This window comes from Nocardioides carbamazepini (assembly GCF_024614185.1).
In the GTDB taxonomy this organism is placed as follows: Bacteria; Actinomycetota; Actinomycetes; order Propionibacteriales; family Nocardioidaceae; genus Nocardioides; species Nocardioides carbamazepini.
Genome location: NZ_JAHTLF010000008.1, coordinates 148,945 through 169,478, shown reverse-complemented (window position 1 = coordinate 169,478; position 20,534 = coordinate 148,945). Strand labels below are relative to the sequence as shown.

General features: G+C 70.8%; 17 protein-coding genes. 9 read left to right on the top strand and 8 right to left on the bottom strand.

The annotated features are described in order from the left end of the window. The first annotated feature begins 3 nt into the window (after positions 1-3). Both pgfA and KVF89_RS03340 read left to right on the top strand, forming a co-directional pair. Positions 4-966, top strand: a complete 963-nt coding sequence (gene pgfA / locus KVF89_RS03345; RefSeq protein WP_257423350.1) for a cell envelope lipid trafficking protein PgfA — start codon at positions 4-6, stop codon at positions 964-966. A 17-nt stretch (positions 967-983) separates the two neighbouring features. Further along, positions 984-1,790: a class I SAM-dependent methyltransferase gene (locus KVF89_RS03340; protein ID WP_257423348.1), complete on the top strand. Its 807-nt coding sequence runs from the start codon at positions 984-986 to the stop codon at positions 1,788-1,790. Here KVF89_RS03340 and KVF89_RS03335 read toward each other — a convergent pair. The 3 genes from KVF89_RS03335 to KVF89_RS03325 all read right to left on the bottom strand — a co-directional run bounded on the left by KVF89_RS03335 (position 1,775) and on the right by KVF89_RS03325 (position 6,086). Then, a complete protein-coding gene (locus KVF89_RS03335; RefSeq protein WP_257423346.1) occupies positions 1,775-2,494 on the bottom strand; it encodes a class I SAM-dependent methyltransferase in 720 nt (239 codons plus the stop codon). The two genes, KVF89_RS03340 and KVF89_RS03335, sit on opposite strands and share 16 nt — an antisense overlap. 69 nt (positions 2,495-2,563) lie before the next feature. Beyond that, a complete protein-coding gene (locus KVF89_RS03330; RefSeq protein ID WP_257423345.1) occupies positions 2,564-5,110 on the bottom strand; it encodes an Ig-like domain-containing protein in 2,547 nt (848 codons plus the stop codon). A 139-nt stretch (positions 5,111-5,249) separates the two neighbouring features. Further along, positions 5,250-6,086: a class I SAM-dependent methyltransferase gene (locus tag KVF89_RS03325; protein WP_257423343.1), complete on the bottom strand. Its 837-nt coding sequence runs from the start codon at positions 6,084-6,086 to the stop codon at positions 5,250-5,252. Positions 6,087-6,233: 147 nt separating this feature from the next. On the opposite strand from KVF89_RS03325, the gene rpsA reads away from it, so the two are divergent. The 6 genes from rpsA (at position 6,234) to KVF89_RS03295 (ending at position 14,871) form a co-directional block, all read left to right on the top strand. Further along, the gene (gene rpsA, locus KVF89_RS03320; RefSeq protein WP_257423340.1) at positions 6,234-7,712 is read left to right on the top strand and encodes a 30S ribosomal protein S1; all 1,479 of its coding nucleotides are present in this window, start codon (positions 6,234-6,236) and stop codon (positions 7,710-7,712) included. A gap of 104 nt (positions 7,713-7,816) precedes the next feature. Then, complete coding sequence (locus KVF89_RS03315) at positions 7,817-9,859, top strand: aryl-sulfate sulfotransferase (RefSeq protein ID WP_257423339.1); 2,043 nt, start codon at positions 7,817-7,819, stop codon at positions 9,857-9,859. Positions 9,860-10,080: 221 nt separating this feature from the next. Next, positions 10,081-11,022, top strand: coding sequence for a GlxA family transcriptional regulator (locus KVF89_RS03310; RefSeq protein WP_257423337.1), 942 nt, complete (start codon positions 10,081-10,083; stop codon positions 11,020-11,022). 216 nt (positions 11,023-11,238) lie between these two features. Next, the gene (locus KVF89_RS03305; protein ID WP_257423336.1) at positions 11,239-12,570 is read left to right on the top strand and encodes a flavin monoamine oxidase family protein; all 1,332 of its coding nucleotides are present in this window, start codon (positions 11,239-11,241) and stop codon (positions 12,568-12,570) included. Beyond that, positions 12,567-13,505, top strand: coding sequence for an agmatinase (gene speB / locus KVF89_RS03300; RefSeq protein WP_257423334.1), 939 nt, complete (start codon positions 12,567-12,569; stop codon positions 13,503-13,505). Before KVF89_RS03305 ends, speB begins: the two co-directional genes overlap by 4 nt. A 250-nt stretch (positions 13,506-13,755) precedes the next feature. Further along, complete coding sequence (locus KVF89_RS03295; protein ID WP_257423332.1) at positions 13,756-14,871, top strand: HNH endonuclease signature motif containing protein; 1,116 nt, start codon at positions 13,756-13,758, stop codon at positions 14,869-14,871. A 10-nt stretch (positions 14,872-14,881) separates the two neighbouring features. Here the strand turns inward: KVF89_RS03295 and KVF89_RS03290 are convergent, their stop codons facing one another. The 4 genes from KVF89_RS03290 to KVF89_RS03275 all read right to left on the bottom strand — a co-directional run bounded on the left by KVF89_RS03290 (position 14,882) and on the right by KVF89_RS03275 (position 18,401). Continuing rightward, a complete protein-coding gene (locus KVF89_RS03290) occupies positions 14,882-15,631 on the bottom strand; it encodes a PKD domain-containing protein (protein ID WP_257423330.1) in 750 nt (249 codons plus the stop codon). Between the two features lies 1 nt (position 15,632). Next, complete coding sequence (locus KVF89_RS03285; protein WP_257423329.1) at positions 15,633-16,250, bottom strand: DUF6318 family protein; 618 nt, start codon at positions 16,248-16,250, stop codon at positions 15,633-15,635. Positions 16,251-16,370: 120 nt separating this feature from the next. Next, positions 16,371-17,564: a phosphoglycerate dehydrogenase gene (gene serA, locus KVF89_RS03280; RefSeq protein ID WP_257423327.1), complete on the bottom strand. Its 1,194-nt coding sequence runs from the start codon at positions 17,562-17,564 to the stop codon at positions 16,371-16,373. A 96-nt stretch (positions 17,565-17,660) separates the two neighbouring features. Continuing rightward, positions 17,661-18,401, bottom strand: a complete 741-nt coding sequence (locus KVF89_RS03275) for an SDR family NAD(P)-dependent oxidoreductase (protein ID WP_257423326.1) — start codon at positions 18,399-18,401, stop codon at positions 17,661-17,663. An 84-nt stretch (positions 18,402-18,485) separates the two neighbouring features. Here KVF89_RS03275 and KVF89_RS03270 point away from each other — a divergent pair, with 84 nt between their 5' ends. After that, positions 18,486-19,109 (top strand): TetR/AcrR family transcriptional regulator, encoded by a 624-nt coding sequence (locus KVF89_RS03270; RefSeq protein WP_257423324.1) that lies wholly within the window; start codon positions 18,486-18,488, stop codon positions 19,107-19,109. Between the two features lie 34 nt (positions 19,110-19,143). On the opposite strand, the gene KVF89_RS03265 is transcribed toward KVF89_RS03270, so the two are convergent. Then, positions 19,144-20,529 (bottom strand): NAD-dependent succinate-semialdehyde dehydrogenase, encoded by a 1,386-nt coding sequence (locus tag KVF89_RS03265; RefSeq protein WP_257423322.1) that lies wholly within the window; start codon positions 20,527-20,529, stop codon positions 19,144-19,146. Positions 20,530-20,534 lie beyond the last annotated feature (5 nt).

The window sequence follows — 20,534 nt, the reverse complement described above, 5'->3', positions numbered from 1 at the left end:
GCCGTGTCCGTAGGACTCGGTGTCTTCCTGATCGTGGCGGCCGCCCTGGTCCGCTTCTACGCCTACCCGGTCCTCGCCACCGTCCCGCCCGACTACGAGGGCGTCACCGAGCTCGAGGCCGACGGGGCCGAGGTTCTCGACTACGGCTCCATCACGAGCTCGGGGCCGATCATCTCGGAGACCCACGATCTGGAGATCACCTCGAACACCGTCGCCGACTCCGGCGCGAAGGCTCCCGACGACGTCGCCGTGTGGGTCAACTCCACCACGGTCTACCGCGAGGACGGCTCCAAGTTCCAGCAGTCGCGTGAGCGGGCACCGTTCGACGCGGTCAGCGGTGCGGCCGTCGAGTGCGACGAGTGCGAGTCGTGGACCGAGGTCGCCGAGGGTGAGCGGGAGCCCGTCGTCCGCCAGGGCCAGATCTACAAGTTCCCGTTCGACACGAAGAAGAAGGACTACCCGGTCTGGGACAACAGCGTCGGCGAGGCGGTCGACGCGAAGTTCGAGGGCGAGGAGAAGGTCGACGGACTCAGCGTCTACAAGTTCGTCCAGCGCATCGAGTCGACGATGGTCGACACGCAGGAGTTGCCCGGGGACAAGTTCGGCTCCACACAGCCGTCAGTCGACGCCGAGATGTGGTACGGGATGACCCGCACGTTCTACGTCGAGCCGAAGACCGGCTCCCCGGTCAACCGGGTCGAGGACCGGGTCCAGGAGCTGCGGTACGACGGGGTCACCGTCCCTGTGTTCGTCGGCACCGTCCAGTACACCGACGCCCAGGTCGACGAGCTGGTCGACGACGCCAAGTCCAACGCCACCCTCCTGGGCGGCATGAAGCTGCTGTTCCCAGCCCTGCTGGTGCTGCTCGGCGCCGCGCTCGTCGCCGGTGGCCTGTTCCTCGGCCGGGCCGCGCGCCGGGGCCGCGACGGAGCTGCGCACCGTGATCAGGAGCTGGCCGGCGTCTGACCCGGACAATCAGGAGCATGCAGGAGATCAAGGAGCGGTTGCGCGCCTTCTACGACAGCCGGATCGGACTTCCGATCCCTGACGACGGGCTGGTGCTCGACGTCGGCAGCGGCGACAAGCCGTCGTGGCGCGCCGACGTACTGCTCGACCGCTACCCGGACGACGCGTACGCCGGGCAGCGGTCGGGCACCGGGCGGACTCGCGTCGACCGGCCGCTGTTCGACGCCGATGCCGCGGCGATGCCCTTCGCCGACGGGGTCTTCGACTACGCCATCTGCTCGCACGTCCTCGAGCACGTCACCGATCCCGTCGCCGTGGTGGGGGAGCTGACCCGCGTCGCGAAGGCCGGCTACATCGAGGTGCCCGAGGCCGCCGCGGCCAAGATCATCGACTTCCCCAGTCACCTGTGGTGGTGCCGCCTCGACCGCTCCACGGACCCGCCCACGCTGGTGATGGAGGCGAAGCGGGCGGCGAGCTTCGATCCCGAGATAGAGGCGTACCTGCGGCGCTCCGAGCTGGCCGATCCGGTGAAGCGGCTGATCGACAGCCGGCACCATCACAACGTCATCGCCCTGCGCTGGAGCGGCACCCAGCCGGTGCGCACCGAGGGGCGGCACGACCCCGACTTCGTGGAGCGCACGGTCAACGCCGAGGCGCACCACACCCGCGGCGGCGAGGCGATCGTGGCGCGCGCCCTGACGGCGGCGCTCACCTACCGCAAGCCGCGCCGCCGTACGCCGATCGCGTTCGACGATGTCGTGCGGCCCGACCTGCGTCGCGGGGACGGCGCGCTGCTCGAGCCGCGGATCTACCGCTTCGCCTGAATCTCGGGAGGCCGGTGGGCGAGGAGCACCAGGCTGACGCCGGGCAGCCGCTTGACCGGGAGCGCCCGCTCGACCGCGAGGGCGGTGCGCAGGCCGGTGTTGAGCACCGGGTGCACCTGCTCCATCTCGCTCTCGGCGGCGTGCTTGTTGCGTCGGCGGGCGCGGACCACGGGCCGGAGCAGGACATTCCACGACCGGAGGTCGTCGATCACCAGCCCGGCGCCGGTCACGAGGTCGGCAAGCTGCTGCCTCTCGTAGCGCCGGACGTGTCCCAGCGCGACGTCGTGGCCGCTCCACAGGGCCATGCCCGCCGGGACCGCCACCAGTGCGCGGCCTCCCGGTCGCAGCACCCGGGCGGTCTCGCGCGCGACGGCCACGTCGTCGTCGATGTGCTCCCACGCGTCGGTCGACATGACCAGGTCGACCGAGGCGTCGGCGACCGGCAGGTGCCGGCCGTCGCCCTGGAGCACGGGGATCCCGCGGGCCGAGGCGATGTCGGCGCCGGTGTCGGTGTACTCGATGCCGACCGCCTGCCACCCGAGCTCGCGCAGGACCGCGGTGTTGCCGCCCATGCCGCATCCGACGTCGATCGCGCGGCCCGTCGGCCAGTCGCGGACGGTGCGACGCACGAGGGCCCGCCGGGCGGCGTACCACCAGTGCCGGTGCTCGAGCGCGGCCGACTTGGCGATCTCCTCCGCGTCCACGCATCCACCCTAGTGACAACGGTCCCGCGGGCAGGCGCCCGCGGGACCGTTGTGTCGGTGTCGGCTGGATCAGCCGTGGCGGCTCGGGTCGGTCTTGCCCTTGATCTCCCGGCCGTCGCGGCCGCCGCCCCAGTCGGTGTCGGCGAGGGTCGGGTCGGTCTTGCGCTTCTTGAACCGCTTGTTCTTCGAGCCGGTGACCTCCTGGTGGTCGCTCAGCCCGTCGCGGTCGGTGTCGGCGCGGGTCGGGTCGGTCATCCGGACCTTGATCTTGTAGGTCCCGCCGTTGGCCTTCGAGCGGACGATCTTCTGCCCGATCTTGGTGCCGGTGACCTCCTGGAAGTCGGTCAGCCGGTCGCCGTCGGTGTCCTGGACGCAGGGGTTGGTCTTGACCAGGCCGATGGTCTTCGCCTTCCGCGGCTTGCCGCGGTTGGTGTAGTAGACCTGCTTGACCTCGATGCCGTTGACCTCGCGGCCGTCGGTCAGCCCGTCGCCGTCGGTGTCGGGCTTCAGCGGGTTGGTGTTGCTCGCGGCGCCGGTCACGGTGACGCAACCGGTCGGGCCGTTGACCTCCTGGCCGTCCCGGAGGCCGTCACCGTCGGTGTCCGCCTTGTTCGGGTCGGTGCCCGCCGTCTGCTCGGCGCCGTCGGTCAGCCCGTCGCCGTCGGTGTCCGGATTGTTCGGGTCGGTGCCATTCTCCGACTCCTCGCTGTCCGGGATGCCGTCGCCGTCGGTGTCGGTCGCCTCGGTGTCGACGGTGAAGGTCACCGTGTCGTCCGTGCCGGCGCCGTTGGCGTCGCCGTCGACCGTGACGCTGTGGCTGCCGTCGGTGAGGTCGGTGGTGGGCGTGTAGCTCCACATGCCGTCGGGGCCGACCGTGACGGGGACCGCGGCTCCGCCGTCGATGCTGACCCCGACGGTCGAGTTCGGCTCGGCCGTTCCCGAGATCGTCGGCGTCGCGTCGGTGACCGTGCCGCCCTCGGCGGGGGAGGTGATCGTCGTCGGATCGATCACGTCGTCGGCCGGGTCGAGCGGGTCGGTGCCGTCGTCGACCTCGTCGCCGTCGTCGACGGTGCCGCCGTCGGTGTCGGCGTCGTTGGGGTTGGTCGAGTGGTCGTTCTCCTCGCCGTCCAGCAGGCCGTCGTCGTCGGAGTCGTCGTCGGTCGGGCTGGTCGCCGTGCCGTCGTACTCGTTGCCGGCGCCCGAGACCTCGTCACCGTCGTTGATGGCGTCGTCGTCGGTGTCGGGGTCGTTCGGGTCGGTGTTGTGCTCGGCCTCCTCGGCGGCGGTCAGGCCGTCGTCATCGAGGTCGGTGTCGACGGTGAAGGTGGTGGTGTCGTCGACGCCGGTGCCGTTGGCGTCGCCGTCGGCGGTGATGGTGTGGCTGCCCTCGGTGAGGTCGGTGGTGGGGGTGTGGGTCCAGTTGCCGGTGCCGTCGACGGGGACGGTGATGGGGGTGCCGCTGTCGATGACGAGGGTGATGGTGGAGTCGGGCTCGGCGGTGCCGCTGATGGTCGGGGTGGCGTCGGTGACGGTGGTCCCGTCGGCCGGGGTGCTGATCACCGTGGCGGCGACCGGGTCGAGCGCGTCGCACTCGACGCCGCCGGTCGGCGCCGTCGCCTCGACGGTGCCGGCGCCGATGGCGAGGTCGAGGTCGGCGAGCTCGGCGCCGAGCAGGTCGGCCGAGAGCTGGACGCGCAGCACGGCGTCGAGCGCGCCCTTGCCGGTGGCTCCGGTCGAGGTGTCGGAGAAGTTCGCCAGCCCGACCTTGAGCGAGACGTTCGCCAGTCCGAGCGTGATCGGTACGTCGAGCAGGCCTCCACCCGCCGTGACCTCGGCGATCGGGAGGCCGGCGACGATGACGTCGGCCGTGAGGTTCGGGGTCACCACGCTGGCCGTGCCGGTGGCGCCGTCCGAGGTGGCTCTCGTCACCACGTCGTCGGAGAGCCGGATGGTGATGCCGCCGGCGACCGCGGTGAGGAGACGGACGTCGCCGACGGAGGTGCTGGTCTCGGAGACCATGTCGGAGGCGCCGTCGGCGTTCGCGTCGACCAGCTTGGTCGTGGTGGTTGCCTGGACCGCGTCCACCTGGGCCACGCCGCCCAGCAGGCCGACCGAGGCGAGCGAGGTGGTCGACCTGCCGAGCAGGCGCTCGTTGCCCACGGCCGGTGGGCACGCCGTCGCGCTCACGTAGTTGGCTTCGACGTCGCTGGAGATGAGCCCGAGGCTGGCCAGGACGGGAACCGTGACCGGGTCCAGCGGCCCCGACGCGGTGGCCGACGGCGGAGCCGCGACCGACGTCTCGTCGACCGTGATCGGCAGGCCGAGCAGGTCGGCGTCGAGGTTCGCTCCCGACGCGGTCACGTTGCCGGACGGTGCCGCGCTGTCGACCGCCGTCGCCGAGTGGCCGAGGGGCACCCGGGCGGCGTCGACGTCGAGCAGATCGGCGGGCACGTTCACGAGATCGGCGTGCGCCGATCCGCTGAAGGTGGCCGGCAGTGGGTCTGCGTGGGCAGGCGTGGCCATCGGCACGGACAGGATGAACGTCGCAGCCGTGGCGATGGACGTTCCGAGCAGCGTCGCGGACCTGATCCTGCGGCGCGCGTGAGACATAGACATGAGTGCTCCCTTTCAGCACGGTTCCCGAAGTCCTCACTATCGAGGCGCGGGGGCGCTCCGGGGGAGGGGGCCGGGCCGATCCGGAGGGTAATGAGGACCTAAGGCCTACCTGACCTGGCTCGGAATGACCATGGACGACTCAGGCGAGGAGGTCGGCGCCGAAGATCGCGGTCCCAGGGGTCAGCCGACCACGGGTGCCGGACCAGCCGCCCCACAGCCGCTCGTTCCCCTCGGGCCACTCCGGCTCCAGCAGCGTCGTGAGCCGGAAGCCCGCGCCGGCGAGCAGGGCGATCCAGTCGCCGAGGGTGCGGTGGTGCTCGACGTACGACGTTGCGCCGGTCTCGTCGTCGACCTCGACATAGGGCGTGCGGTCCCAGTAGGACTGGGTGGCGGTCAAACCCTCCTCGCCCGGGTCGTCGGGGAACATCCACCGGGTCGGATGGGTGATCGAGAACGCGAACCGGCCGCCCGGCCGCAGCACCCGCGCCGTCTCGGCCACCGCGACGTCGATGTCGGCCACGAACTGCAGCGCCCCGAAGGAGGAGAAGACGACGTCGAAGCTGGCGGCGGCGAAGGGGAGGGCGGTGGCGGTGCCCCGCACGCTGGGGACCACGACGCCGGTCGCGTCGTCGATCCGCCGCGAGTGCTGCAGCTGCCGATGGGACAGGTCGAGGCCGACCGCGCGGCCGCCCTGGCTGCTGACCCAGCGCGAGCACTGGCCGGCTCCCGAGCCGACCTCGAGGACCGCGCGATCGCGGACGTCGCCGAGGATCCCGGCGGCCGCCTCCGTCAGTCCCTCGGGCCCCCACACGAAGCCGATGTCGCCGAGGAAGCCGCCGTGGGTGGCCTGGTACTCGTCGGCGTACCGGTCCCAGTCGGCACCGTTGGCTCGACGCGACTCCTGCTCATCGGCGATGCGACGATGGGCGGTCACGGGGGGATGCGGCCACGCCGCAACGTCCTGGACGTCCTGCACGCTGTGAGGATAGTGCCCGCCGGTTGGACTCCCGCATGCGGCGGCGCGTACCCTGGAACGTCTGTGTCTCCACCTGCCCTCGTGCCGGCGGTCGCGCATGCGAACCATTCCGACTACTTCTGCCCACTCCAAGGACTGACCGACTACATGACGAGCACCCTCTCGACCCCGCTCTCGAGCCACTACGACGACAACGCGCCCCAGGTCGCGATCAACGACATCGGCTCCGAGGCGGACTTCCTGGCCGCCATCGACCAGACCATCAAGTACTTCAATGACGGCGACATCGTCGACGGCACCATCGTCAAGGTGGACCGTGACGAGGTCCTGCTCGACATCGGCTACAAGACCGAGGGCGTCATCCCCTCGCGCGAGCTGTCGATCAAGCACGACGTCGACCCGTCCGAGGTCGTCCAGGTGGGCGACAAGGTCGAGGCCCTGGTCCTCCAGAAGGAGGACAAGGAGGGTCGCCTGATCCTGTCCAAGAAGCGCGCGCAGTACGAGCGCGCCTGGGGCACGATCGAGGAGATCAAGGAGGCCGACGGCGTCGTCGAGGGCACCGTCATCGAGGTCGTCAAGGGCGGCCTGATCATCGACATCGGCCTGCGGGGCTTCCTCCCGGCGTCGCTCGTCGAGATGCGCCGGGTCCGCGACCTGCAGCCCTACGTCGGTCAGACCCTCGAGGCCAAGATCATCGAGCTCGACAAGAACCGCAACAACGTGGTCCTGTCGCGCCGTGCCTGGCTCGAGCAGACCCAGTCCGAGGTGCGCCACGGCTTCCTCACCCAGCTCCAGAAGGGCCAGATCCGCAAGGGCGTCGTGTCCTCGATCGTCAACTTCGGTGCATTTGTCGATCTCGGCGGCGTCGACGGACTCGTCCACGTCTCGGAGCTGTCCTGGAAGCACATCGACCACCCGTCCGAGGTCGTCACCGTGGGCGACGAGGTCACCGTCGAGGTCCTCGACGTCGACATGGAGCGCGAGCGTGTCTCCCTGTCGCTGAAGGCGACCCAGGAGGACCCGTGGCAGCACTTCGCCCGGACCCACCAGATCGGTCAGATCGTCCCCGGCAAGGTCACCAAGCTGGTTCCCTTCGGCTCGTTCGTGCGAGTCGAGGAGGGCATCGAGGGCCTGGTCCACATCTCCGAGCTGGCCGAGCGCCACGTCGAGATCCCGGAGCAGGTCGTCCAGGTCAACGATGACGTCATGGTCAAGATCATCGACATCGACCTCGAGCGTCGCCGGATCTCGCTGTCGCTCAAGCAGGCCAACGAGACCGCTGCCGCGGCGGACGTCGAGGAGTTCGACCCGACGCTGTACGGCATGGAGGCCACGTACGACGACCAGGGCAACTACATCTACCCCGAGGGCTTCGACCCGGAGACGGGCGAGTGGCTCGAGGGCTTCGACGAGCAGCGTGCGAAGTGGGAGGAGCAGTACGCCAAGGCGCACGCTCGCTGGGAGGCCCACGTCAAGCAGCAGGCCGACGCCAAGCAGGCCGAGATCGAGGCCGGCGACGCCAACTCGTACTCCTCGGCCCCGGCCGAGGACACCAGCGGAGGCTCGCTCGCCTCGGACGAGGCGCTCCAGGCGCTCCGCGAGAAGCTGACCGGCGGCGGCAACTGACCGACCGGTCCCCGCAGCACCACGAAGGCCCCGACCATCAGGTCGGGGCCTTCGGGCTCTCCGGCGCCGCTCAGATCGCTCGGCACGCTGCCGATCGGCTTGTCATGGGTGTCGTCCTTCGTCTGCTCCTGCCCGTTCTCGTACCCGCCCTCCTGCTGGGCACGGTCCTCGCCCCGGCACCGCCCGCGGGCGCCGCGGGATCGCCGGAGCCGGTGGTCGCGCTGACGGTGTCCGGAGCCGGCGTGGCGCTGAGCCCGGTGTTCGACCCGGCCGTCAGCCGGTACGCCGTCGCGACCACCGCGCAGACGGGCGGCCGCGTCGCCGTCACCGCCACGACCAGCGACCCGGCGGGCGTGGTGCGGGTGGATGGCGCGGTCGTGAGCGGACCGACCGAGGTCACCGGTCTGGCCGCCGGCGACGAGGTGTCGGTGACCGTGGACGACGCGGCGGGCCACCACGCCTACGCGTTGGTCTACCTGCCGAGCGGCTTCCCGGAGATCACCACGGCCGTCGACGGGCCCGAGACCACCGAGGGCCATGTCCTGGTCACGCTGGGCACCTTCGCCGCCGCCCTCGACCGCAACGGCGTCCCGGTCTACGTGCACGACTTCGGTCAGCCGGTCGCCGACCTCAAGCCCGCCCCGCACGGGCACTACACCCTGATGCGGCGACTGCCCGGGCCGGCGAGCGACTGGGACCTGGTCGAGCTGGACGCCCAGCTGCGCGAGGTGGCGGTCTCGCGGACCGTCGGGCTGGTGAACACCGACAACCACGACTCGATCCTGCGTCCGGACGGCAGCCGGCTCCTCCTCGCCTACGAGCCCGACGCCGGGACCGGATTCGTCGATGCGGTGGTCCAGGAGGTCGACGCCGCGGGCGAGGTGGTCTACACATGGGACAGCGGCGATCACCTCGATCGGGCGGAGACGACGGCAGGGGCTGCGAGCGACTGGGCGCACATCAACTCCATCGAGATCCTGCCCGGTGGCGACGTGCTCGCGTCCTTCCGCCACCTCAGCGCTGCGCTGCGCATCGCCTGGTCGGACCACGACGGTTACCAGCGGGGCGATGTCGTGTGGCGCTTCGGCGGACGGAGGAACGACTTCACCTTCGTCAACGATCTGCTCGGCGGCCCGTGCGCCCAGCACACCGTGAGCCGGCTGCCCGACGGGCATCTGCTCGTCTTCGACAACGGCTCGGTCGCGCTCGGAGCCACGCCGTCGTACTGCCTCGATCCGGGGGACCGCCTGGGCCCGACGGTGGATCGCGCCGTGACCCGGGTGACGGAGTACGAGCTCGACGAGACCACCCTGACCGCGACCCTGGTGCACACCTGGGACGAGCCGGGGCGCTTCGCCTACTTCGCCGGATCGGCCCGCCGACTCGCGGGCGGTAACACCCTCGTCAACTGGGCTGCCTTCCAGGGCGCACTGGTCAGTGAGGTCGCCCCGGACGGTCGGGTGGTCTGGGAGCTCGCGGCGCCGAGCACGCTGAGCTACCGAGCCGAGAAGGCCGTCGTCCCGGACCGGATCGATCCCGTGGTCGAGCTCGCCCTTCCCGGCGGGGGCGTCTATGAGGTGGGGGAGACCGTCGCACCGCGCGTGCGGTGCACGGACCGGGGCGGCTCGACGTTGCAGTCCTGCACCCTGTCGGCCACGGCCCTGGCGACCGGTGCGCCGGGCGAGCAGTCGGTGACGCTGACCGCGGTCGACGGTGCCGGGAACACCGCGACCGTCCAGCGTTCCTACGCCGTCGTCAGTGCTGCTCCGGCGGTCACGGTGCGCTCGCGCGGGGCCTGGCGGGCGCACCGGACGCTGCGCCTCCCGCAGCGCGGCGACGTGCGGCGCGCCGTGCTCCGGCTGGCCAACACCAGCGCCTGGCCGGCGGTGCTCACGCTGCGCGGATCACGCGCCGGGTCGGCATACCGGGTCCGCTATGTCGTCGCCGGCCGCGACGTGACGGCCGCGGTGCTGGCCGGCACCTGGCGCACGCCGCTACTGGCTCCGGGTCAGGACGCGCGGGTCAAGGTGGTGGTGACCCGGCGCGGCGCGCGGGCGGTGCCGCGGCGCTCGGTGCGGGTGGTGGCCGCGCGCTCGGACGCGCCGGCCTCGGCGAGCTCGCTGGCACTCGGCCTGCGCTCGCGGTGAGCGGCGGCCCGGTCGTCGGGGAGCTCGCGGCCGGCGGTCAGCCGGTCGTGACGCGCCCAGGTGACGAGTGCGGACAGGCCCGAGAGGAGCATGAGGGACAGAAGGAAGAGGAGCAGTGCGCTGGTCATGGCAGTAATCCTGCCTTCACCTGATTCCTGCCACCAGTGGCAGAAAGGCCGGTAACCGTTGATTCTCTGCCATACGCCTGCGATGGTGGTGCGGTGCTGACCAATGTGGCCGTGATCGCCTTCGACGGCGTCGCCCCCTTCGAGCTGGGGATCCTCTGCGAGGCGTTCGGGATCGACCGGACCGCCGACGGCGTGCCGGCGATCGACTTCGCGGTCTGCGCCGAGGACGACCGTCCGCTCCAGACCTCGATGGGCTTCACGATGCAGGCGAGCCACGGTCTCGACCGCGTGGCCGAGGCCGACCTGGTGGGCATCCCGGCGATCAAGCAGGCCGCCGCCTCGGACGCGGTCCTCGACGCGATCCGCGCCGCCCACGACCGCGGCGCCCGGCTGATGTCGGTGTGCAGCGGCTCCTTCATCCTGGGGCAGGCCGGACTGCTCGACGGGCGCGAGTGCACCACCCATTGGATGTACACCGAGCAGCTGCAGCAGCAGTTCCCCGAGGCCAAGGTGATCCCCGAGGTCCTCTACGTCGACAGCGGGCAGATCGTGACCGGTGCCGGCAGCGCGGCCGGACTCGACGCGGCGCTGCACATCTGGCGCCAGGAGTACGGCGCCGCCGTGGCCAATGTGATCGCACGCCGCGCTGTCGTGCCGCCGTACCGCGACGGAGGGCAGGCACAGTACATCGCCCGCGCCGTCCCCGACTGCGACGCCGACACGCTGCGCCCGCTGCTCACCTGGATCCTGGAGAACCTCGGTGAGGACCACTCCGTCGAGGCGCTCGCCAAGCGCGCCCTGATGTCGCCGCGCACCTTCGCGCGCCGCTTCCGCGACGAGACCGGAACCACTCCGCACCACTGGGTCACCCGGCAGCGGGTCGCCGCCGCGGAGGAGCTGCTCGAGCGCACCGAGCAGCCGGTGGAGTGGATCGCGGGCGAGGTCGGCTTCGGCAACGCCGCCACCCTGCGCCACCACTTCGTCCGGGTCCGCGGGGTCAGTCCGCAGAGCTATCGCCGCCAGTTCGCCTGCTGATCCGCTCCCTCGGACGGGACTCACCGAAGCCGGTTGGAGGTTTCTCCAATGTGCCTCGGCGACATTGGACGATCCGCCCCTGCCGGGGTGGTGGTGACCTGGCTCACCCTGGAGAGGTACGCAAGCCGTCCGGTCGACCAGCCGAGGAGCCGGCCGTGGGGGAGACGTCGCTCCGTGGCCGGGGCGGCCCGCCCTGTCCCTCGTGAGGAGCACCTGATGAACCAAGCGCACTACGACGTCATCGTGATCGGAGCCGGCTTCTCCGGACTGACCGCGGCCCGTGAGCTGGGGGAGGTGGGCAAGCGCGTGCTCGTCCTCGAGGCGCGCGACCGGATCGGCGGCTCCACCTGGTACCGCACCGACCTGCTCGGGGGCATCGGGCTGGAGATGGGCGGCACCTGGATCGTCCCGCAGCAGACCCACGTCTGGAGCGAGGTCGAGCGCTACGGCGTACCGATCCAGGACTCGGTGCTCCCGGACCGGATGACCTGGTCCGCGGGTGGGAAGGTGCTCGACACCCTGCTGCCCTGCACGCCGGCGGAGTACGGCGAGCTCGAGCACGCCGTCCGGCAGCTGCTCGCCGCGGGCGAGCGCCTCGACTGCACCCGGCCGCTGTCCGAGCAGGACCTGGCCGACCTCGACGTGCCGATCGAGCAGTGGGCCGACGACGTCGGCATGAAGGGCAACGCCCGCGAGCTGCTCATCTCGTGGTTCTGCGGATGCGCCAACGCCCACGAGTCGATCGGCTCGGCGCTCGACATCATCCGCTGGTGCGCCTCCATGGACAACTCGCTGTGGGGCATGGTCCAGGCCTCGGTGCTGGGCTACACGTTCACCGACGGCACCAGGTCGCTGGCCGACGCGATCCGCGCGGACCTCACCGACCTCGCCGGCGAGCTGAGGCTCTCGTCGCCGGTCCGGCGGGTCGTCCAGGACCCCGCCGGGGTGATGGTGACCTACGACGGCGGCACCGCGACCGCCGAGCGGGTACTGGTGACCGTGCCGATCGGCGTACTCAAGGACATCGACTGGGAGCCGGCGCTGCCGGCCGACAAGCTCGCCGCCTCGCATGAGAACCACGCCGGCCAGGGTCAGAAGGTGTGGGCCCTCGCGCGGAACGTGCCCGACGACATCAGCGGCTACGGGTGGGGCACGTCCTTCGACTACGTCGGCGCGATGCACGAGTCGCCCGAGGGCACCGTGCTCGTCTGCTTCGCCCCCGAGCACGACCGGGTCGACGCGAGCGACCTGTCCGACGTCCAGCGCGCGGTGCGGGAGTACTGCCCCGATGCCGTCGTCGTCGACGCCGCCACCCACGACTGGGTGCACGACGAGTTCTCCTACGGCACCTGGGCGACCTTCCGCGCCGGCCAGTTCGCGAAGTACGAGCGGGCCCTGGCCCGCCCCGAGGGCCGGATCCACTTCACCGGCTCGCACACCGCCAGCCGCTGGCGTGCCTTCATCGACGGGGCGATCGAGTCGGGCAAGCGCGGAGCGAGTGAGATCCTGGACGCAGCGTCCGTTCACGAGGAGGAAGGTGCAGCATGACCGTCGGACCCGTCGACGCGACCCAGGTCCCGCGCTACGCGGGGGACACCACTTTCGCCCGGCTGCCACGGCTGGCCGATGTGGGCGACGCGGACACGCTCGTCTGGGGCGTCCCGTTCGACGGCGGCGTCTCCTACCGACCCGGCGCGCGTTTCGGCCCCAACCACATCCGCCAGTCCTCGCGGCTGCTGCGGCCCTACAACCCGGCGCAGGACAGCGAGCCGTTCGTCCGGGCCCAGGTCGCCGACGCCGGTGACCTCGGCGTCAACCCGTTCTCCCTCGACGAGGCGATCGCCGCCGTCGAGAGCGGCGCCCGCGAGCTGTCCGGCACCTCCCGCACCCTGCTCACCATCGGCGGCGACCACACCATCGCGCTGCCGCTGCTGCGGGTCCAGCACGAGCGGCACGGGCCGGTCGCCGTCCTCCACTTCGACGCGCACCTCGACACCTGGGACACCTACTTCGGGGCGCCGTACACGCACGGAACGCCGTTCCGGCGCGCCTCCGAGGAGGGCCTGGTCGACTTCTCCCATGCGATGCACGTGGGCCTCCGCGGCCCGCTCTACAGCAAGCTCGACCTCGACGAGTCCGAGGAGCTCGGCTTCTCCGCCGTCCACGCCCGCGACTTCGTGCGCTCGCCGATCGACGACATCATCAACCGGATGCGCGAGCGCCTCGGCGACCGCCCGGTCTACGTGTCGCTCGACATCGACGTCCTGGACCCCGCCTTCGCCCCCGGCACCGGCACCCCCGAGGCCGGCGGTCTCTCCAGTGCCCAGCTGCTCGAGGTGCTCCGCGGCCTGGAGGGGCTCAACGTGGTCGGCGCCGACATCGTGGAGGTGTCCCCGGCCTACGACCATGCCGAGATCACCGGCATCGCTGCCGCGCACGTCGCCTACGAGCTGCTCTCGGTGCTGCCGGGCAAGCCTGTGTGAGGTCGTCCGGGGTTGTGTCGTACCCCTGTTGTTGGGTTGGGGCATGGTCACTGATCGGGCGGTGGTCGACTTGTCGGCCGGAGAGGTTCTCGACTTTGTCGAGGCCCAGCATGCTGCGCGCCTGTCAGCTGAGCGGGAGATCTTGAGGGCGGCGTATCAGTGGGCGGTGTTGCATTCCCCGGACCGACTCCCGCCCACGGACCGACGGGGCAGGCTGCGGGCGAGGCGGGCTGGTGGGGTCGGGACGCCGTTGGTCACCGAGCACGCCGCAGCAGTGTTCGGGGCCCGGGTCCAGACCAGCCCCTACGGTGCGCGGCGGTTGATCGCCGACGCCGTCGACCTACAGCTACGGCTGCCGCGGTTGTGGGCCGGCGTGGAGGCAGGCACGGTCCGGGTCCCGCATGCGCGTCACGTCGCCGACGCCACCCGCGACCTCGCACCCGACGAAGCGGGGTGGGTCGATGCCGAGGTGGTCGAGGTCGCGGACGGTCGTCTGGCGTGGTCCCGGTTCGAGGCCCTGGTCGAGGGCAAGGTCGCTACCGCGGCCCCCGAACTCGCCCGTCAGCGTGAGGACGCGGCCGCGAAAGAACGGTGTGCCCGGTCCTCGCGGGTCAACAAGCACGGCATGAGCACCCTGATCATCAAGGCCGATGCCCTCACCATCGCCGGCATCGACGCCGCGGTGACCGCGGTCGCGGAGAGGTTGACCGAGTCGATGCCCGACAGTGTCGTGAACGACCGCCGGGTCGCGGCCGCAGCACTCCTGCTGAACCCAGCGGCTCGTCCCGATCTGTCGGTGGGTCCGGTCAAGGTCCGGGCCAAGGTCTACCTCCACCTCGCACCCCAGACACCCATCGCGCGTGTGGAGGGGCACGGGCCACTCACGATCGGCCGGGTCGTGGAGCTGCTGGACGCCACGGCCGCGAAGGTCCAGGTCACCCCGGTGCTCGACCTGGCTGGGATGGCACCGGTCGATGCCTACGAGATCCCCGCCCGCCTCCGCGAAGCAGTGCACCTGATCCACCCCGCCGACGTGTTCCCCTACGCGGCCAACACCACCCGCCGCATGGACCTCGACCACGCGATCCCCCACAGCCAGGGCGGCGCCACCAGTGTCGACAACCTCGGACCGTTGACCCGGACCCATCACCGGATCAAGACCCACACCGGGTGGGAAGCCCGACATCCGTTCCCCGGGATCGTGATCTGGCGCGATCCCTACGGGGCCCACTACCTCATCGACCCGACCGGCACCAGACACCTCACCCCCACCCCCACCGCCAACAGCACCAACAGCGGCAGCGGTGGGACAGGCAGCCGGGTCGACATCATGGTCACCCAGCTGTTCCTGGACTATGCGGCCTAGCCGCCATGGCTTAGTAGCCGACGAGTTTGGGTTGTGCCTCGACCGCTCGCAGTGGTTGGCCGGGTCCGTCGATGGTGACGGTGCCGGGGATGGTCTGCCACGGTCCGGTCGCGATGCGGTAGCGGCCGGTGTAGGTGGTGGACAGGCTGGGCAGGTAGTCGCCCTTGCGTAGGTAGCTGTGGGTGATGGTGAGGTCGGGGTAGGGCGCCCCGGGCTCGGTGGTGCTGGTGGACTGGCCGTCGCCGAAGTTCCAGGCGAAGGACGCCGGGGTGGCCTCGAGGGTGACCTGCTGCCCGAGCAGGGTGAGGCTCGTGCTGATCGGTGTGGTGCTGGTGGTGTAGAAGTTCGTCTTGAAGTTGACCAGGGTCAACCCGTCAGGCGGCTGGATGGCGAGGGCCCCGGCCGGCAGCTTGAGCTCTGCGAAGGCCCTCTGGACGTCGGCTGCAGTAATCGCAGGCAGGTCGACTTCGCTTGACGAGCAGTACGTCACGCTAGAACTCGGTTGGCCCGAATCCCGGATCGGCTGCGCGCTGTCGCAGGCGAAGTCGCCGATGAGAATCGCGGGCTCGGCTGCGGTTGCCGCTTGAGGGCCGTCAGTGCTGCCCTGGCTCGCTTCTGATTTCTGGGCAGAGTCAATCAGGAAGCTGTTGGATCCTGCGCTGCCTGACACCGCCGGTGGAGGAGGTGCGGGATCCTCGCCATCCACGATGATCCCGGCGGCCGCGATGACGCTCACCGTAACGGCGACAGCGAGAAGCATGTCAGTGGAGGTCCAGTGCGTCGGTCCGCCAGGCAACATTGTCAACCCACAGGATGTAGGCAGTGAACCTGTTGGTGCCCGCAGTGCGATCTTCCTGGCTGCCGTCACTGCGCACGATCGTCTGCGGGTCATGAGAAATATCGAGTTCGAGCCTGAAACCAAAAGCGGCGCTGTTGTCCGTCGTTAGCGTCCCGATATCAGTGATCTCAACGACGTTGACGCCTCCCTCGAGATGGCCGCCTGAGCGGTAGAGGTCGCGTAGGTCGTTGACTAGGCCACTGCAAACATCGCATGTGCGTGCAGACGCTGCCTTGAGTGCCTTCACATCGCCCGTGGCCTGCGCGTAGTTGATCAGGTCCCAGTAGTACGTGATGAACGCGCGGGCGCCGTCCTCACTCGCCTGCTTCGCCGCGTCCGGGAGCACCGGCTCAGTGGGCTCAGTGAGTTCGGTGGCCGTCGGGGAGGGCGGGTCCATCGTCCCGGTCGGGCTCCACGTCGAGGACGGGTCGCGGGGGTCGGGGTCGTCGCCGGTGCAGGCGGCCGCGGAGAGGAGCAGGGCCAGCGTGGCGGCGAGCAGGCCGAGGGCCGGTGGGCCGCCGGCGGTGCGGTGGGTGCGCATGGGTCCTCCCGAGTTGTGCAGCGCCCGGACCGGGGACGCGCTCGCGACGCTATCTCGATCCGGGCGACTGACGCCACCGAGGAGACGGCCGGCTGTGGAGGACCCGCCGGGTTCAGCGCTTCACCAGGTGCGTGCCCAGACGCAGTACTCGGCGGCGCGCAGCCGGTCCAGTGCCTCCGTCGAGAGCGGGTCGGCGGCGTCGATCACGACGTACCCGAGGCCATCCTTGGTCGACAGGACCTGGTCGATGACGTTGTCGCCGGCCTCGGCGAAGGTGGCGTTGAGGTCGGCGAGGACGCCGGGCACGTTGCGGTGCAGCAGTCCGAGACGTCGGCCGGCCGGCAGCTCGGGCGGGAGGACGGCGGGCAGGTTGACGGAGAGCGCGGTGCTGCCCTCGAGGGCGAAGCGGGCGAGCTTCTCGGCGACGAACCAGCCGATCTCCTCCTGCGCCTCCTGCGTCGACCCCCCGATGTGCGGGGTCAGGATGACGTTGTCGAGGCCGCGCAGGACGGAGTCGAACGGGTCGCCCTGGGCCTTCGGCTCGGAGGGGAAGACGTCGACCGCGGCGCCGGCGATGTGGCCGGAGATCAGGTGATCGCGCAGTGCTTCGTAGTCGACGACCATGCCGCGCGAGGCGTTGATGAACATGGCCCGCGGCTTCATGGCGGCGAACTCGGTGGCACCGAAGAAGCCGGCGTTGCCCGGCCGGCCGTCGACGTGGAGGCTGACGACGTCGGAGACCGCCAACAGCTCCTTGAGGGTGCGCACGCGCCGCGCCGTACCGTGCGCGGGTCGGTCGGCGGTGTCGTAGAAGACGACGTTGAACCCGAGCGCCTCGGCCACGGTCGAGAGCTGCGTGCCGATGTTGCCGTAGCCCACGATGCCGAGCGTCCGCCCGCGCACCTCGTGGCTGCCCTTGGCCGACTTGTCCCACACGCCCTCGTGCATGCGCTGGGTCTTCTCGGGGAGGCGGCGCGCGAGGGCGATGATCTCGGCGATGACGAGCTCGACGACGCTGCGGGTGTTGGAGTACGGCGCGTTGAAGACGCCCACGCCCTTGGCGGCCGCCGTCTTCAGGTCCACCTGGTTGGTGCCGATGCAGAAGCACCCGACCGCCACGAGGTCAGGCGCCTCGTCCAGGACCTTGGCCGTCACGTTGGTGTTGGAGCGGACGCCGAGCAGGTGCACACCAGGCAGCGCGGCGATCAGCTCGTCCTCGGACAGGGAGCCCGGGCGCAGCTCCACCTCGTAGCCGCGGTCCTCCAAGATCTCGACGGCGGCAGGATGGATGTTCTCGAGCAGCAGAGCCTTCACGGCAGAACCTTACGGGGAGTGGCGGGTCGCGGTGGTCCGGGGCCGCGTTGGTGAACAGGTGGCGTGGGTCACGGCGTCGCAGTGGCGTCCGTCGGCTCACGCGTTCGCACCGCCGTCGACGACGATGGCGGTCCCATTGATGTAGGCGCCTGCCGGCCCGGCGAGATGGGCGACGGTGGCGGCGATCTCTGCGGTGGCCGCATAGCGACCGAGGGGGATGACGGCGCGTTCCGCGTCGGCATGCTCGGCGTCGGCGGGGTTCATGTCCGTATCGGTGGATCCCGGGTGGACGAGCACGGCGTTGATCCCGCGGGGGCCGAGGTCACGGGCGAGCCCGCGGGTGAAACCGACCAGCGCCGACTTGCTCATCGCGTAGAGCGCGAACCCCGGCGCCGGCACCCGCTCGGCGAGATTGCTGCCGATGCTGATGATTCGTCCACCCGATTGCATGTGGGGGAGCGCGGCGCGGACGGCGACGAAGACCGCTTGGACGTGCACCGCCATCGTGTCGGCGAAGTCATCGATGGTGAGATCCTCGATCGGCCCGTGGGCGAGGATCCCGGCGTTGTTGACGAGCACGTCGATGCCTCCGAGCATCGACGCCGTTCGTGCCACGGCGTCCTCCACCTGGTCTGGATCGCGCATGTCGGCTCGGACGGCATGCGCGATCACGCCTCGACGTCGAGCCGCCTCGACGACCTGGAGGGCCTGGGCCTCCGATGCCGAGTACGTCACGACGATGCTGGCGCCCTCGGCCGCGAGCCGTGTCGCGATCGCGGCGCCGATGCCCCTGCTTCCCCCGGTGACCAGCGCTGTCCTGCCCTCGAGTGTCCTCATGTGTCCTCCGTCGCCGTATTCTGTAGTGAACGTTGCAAAATAAGCCTTGCATGCGAGGATGGGCGACGCGAGAGGGGGTGACTGTTGGGGAGACGAGGACGGCCGCGGGCCTTCGACCGGGCTGCCGCACTGCGCACCGCGATGGAGATGTTCTGGCGCCACGGCTATGAGGGCGTCTCGATCAAGATGCTCGAGGAGCGCCTCGGCATCGCGGCCACGAGCCTGTACGCGGCCTTCGGCTCGAAGGACGCGCTGTTCGATGAGGCCGTGGAGATGTACGACCCGGACGGGGCGACCCCGACCGACCGAGCGCTGCGCCTGCCCCATGTCCGCGAGGTGGTCGAGGCGCTCCTGCGGGACAACGCCGAGGCCTACGTCGATCCCACGACGCCCGCGGGATGCATGCTCGTGGTGGCCGCGGTGAACCTGTCGTCGGGGCACGATCACGTCGGCGAGAAGCTGGCCGCGCGGCGGCGGCGCGACAGTGAGAAGATCCGCCGGCGCATCGAGCGGGCCGTGCGCGACGGCGAGCTCCCGCGGCGCATGGATCCCGCTCGGGCCTCGTCCTATCTCGTGACGGTGCTGCACGGACTGTCGATCCAGGCTCGCGACGGCTGCACCAGGGACGAGGCCGTCGGCATCGTCACCGCGGCGTTGGGGGGCTGGGATGCGCTCGTCGACGACGCGGCGGCGCTGAGCCGGTCCTGAGGCCGCGTGGCGTGAGCTGAATCGCGTGTCTGACTCAGCTCCAGTCGACGCTGTAGTAGCGCGTCTCCTGGTACTCGCGGATGCCCTCGTGGGCACCCTCGCGACCGATGCCGCTCTGCTTGACCCCGCCGAACGGCGCGGAGGGGTCGGAGACGATGCCGCGGTTGATGCCGACCATGCCGGCGTCGATCCGCTCGGCGAGGCGCAGCGCGTCCTGGAGTCGACCGGCGTACACGTAGGCGGCCAGCCCGAACTCGGTGTCGTTGACCGACGCGAGCAGCTCCGCCTCGTCGGTCCAGGTGACGATCGGCGCGACCGGCCCGAAGATCTCCTCGGACAGGATCGGCGCGCCGACGGGTACGTCGACCAGGATCGTCGGCGGGAAGAACCAGCCCTCCGCGGGGACGGTGCCCTGGACGGCGACCTTCGCACCGTCGGCGACGGCGGCGTCGACCAGCTTGGCGATGCCGGTGAGCGCCTTCTCGCTGATGACCGGCCCGATCTGGTTCGCGGAGTCCGCCGACGGACCGACCTTGAGCGCCTCGACGGCGGCCCCGAACCTCTCCACGAACTCCGAGACGACGTCGGCATGCACGTAGAACCGGTTGGCGGCGGTGCAGGCCTGGCCGCCGCCGCGGAACTTCGCGATCATGGCGCCGGCCACGGCCGCGTCGATGTCGGCGTCGGCGGTGACGACGAACGGCGCGTTGCCGCCCAGCTCCATGCTGGAGTTGAGGACACGGTCGGCCGCCTGGCGCAGCAGCGTACGACCGACGCCGGTGGAGCCGGTGAAGCTGACCTTGCGGACGCGGGGGTCCTCGAGCCACGTCGTCACGACCGCGGCCGCATCGGTGGTGGGGACGACGTTGACCACGCCGGTGGGCACGCCTGCCTCGAGCAGGATCCTCGCCACGGCCAGGGCCGTCAGCGGGGTCTCCGCGGCCGGCTTGAGGACGACCGTGCAGCCGGCGGCCAGGGCCGGCGCGATCTTGCGGGTCGCCATCGCGGCGGGGAAGTTCCACGGCGTGATGAGCGCGGCCACGCCGACGGGGGCGTAGGTCACCAGGGTCTTGGCGTTGCCGGCCGGTGCGTCGCCGTACGTGCCCTCGCCGCGCACCGCCTCCTCCGAGAACCAGCGGAAGAACTCGGCGGCGTAGGTCACCTCGGCGCGGGCGTCGGCGACGGACTTGCCGTTCTCCGCCGCGATCAGGCCGGTGAGCAGGTCGGTGTCGCGGACCATCAGGTCGTAGCAGCGACGCAGGATCTCGGCCCGGGTGCGGGCAGGGGTGGCCGCCCAGCCCGGGAAGGCGGCGGCCGCGGCGTCGACGGCGGCGCTCGCGTCCGCGACGGTGCCGTCGGCGACGGTCTCGATGACCAGGCCGGTGGCCGGGTCGTGGACCTCGAAGGTGGTGTCAGACATGGTGC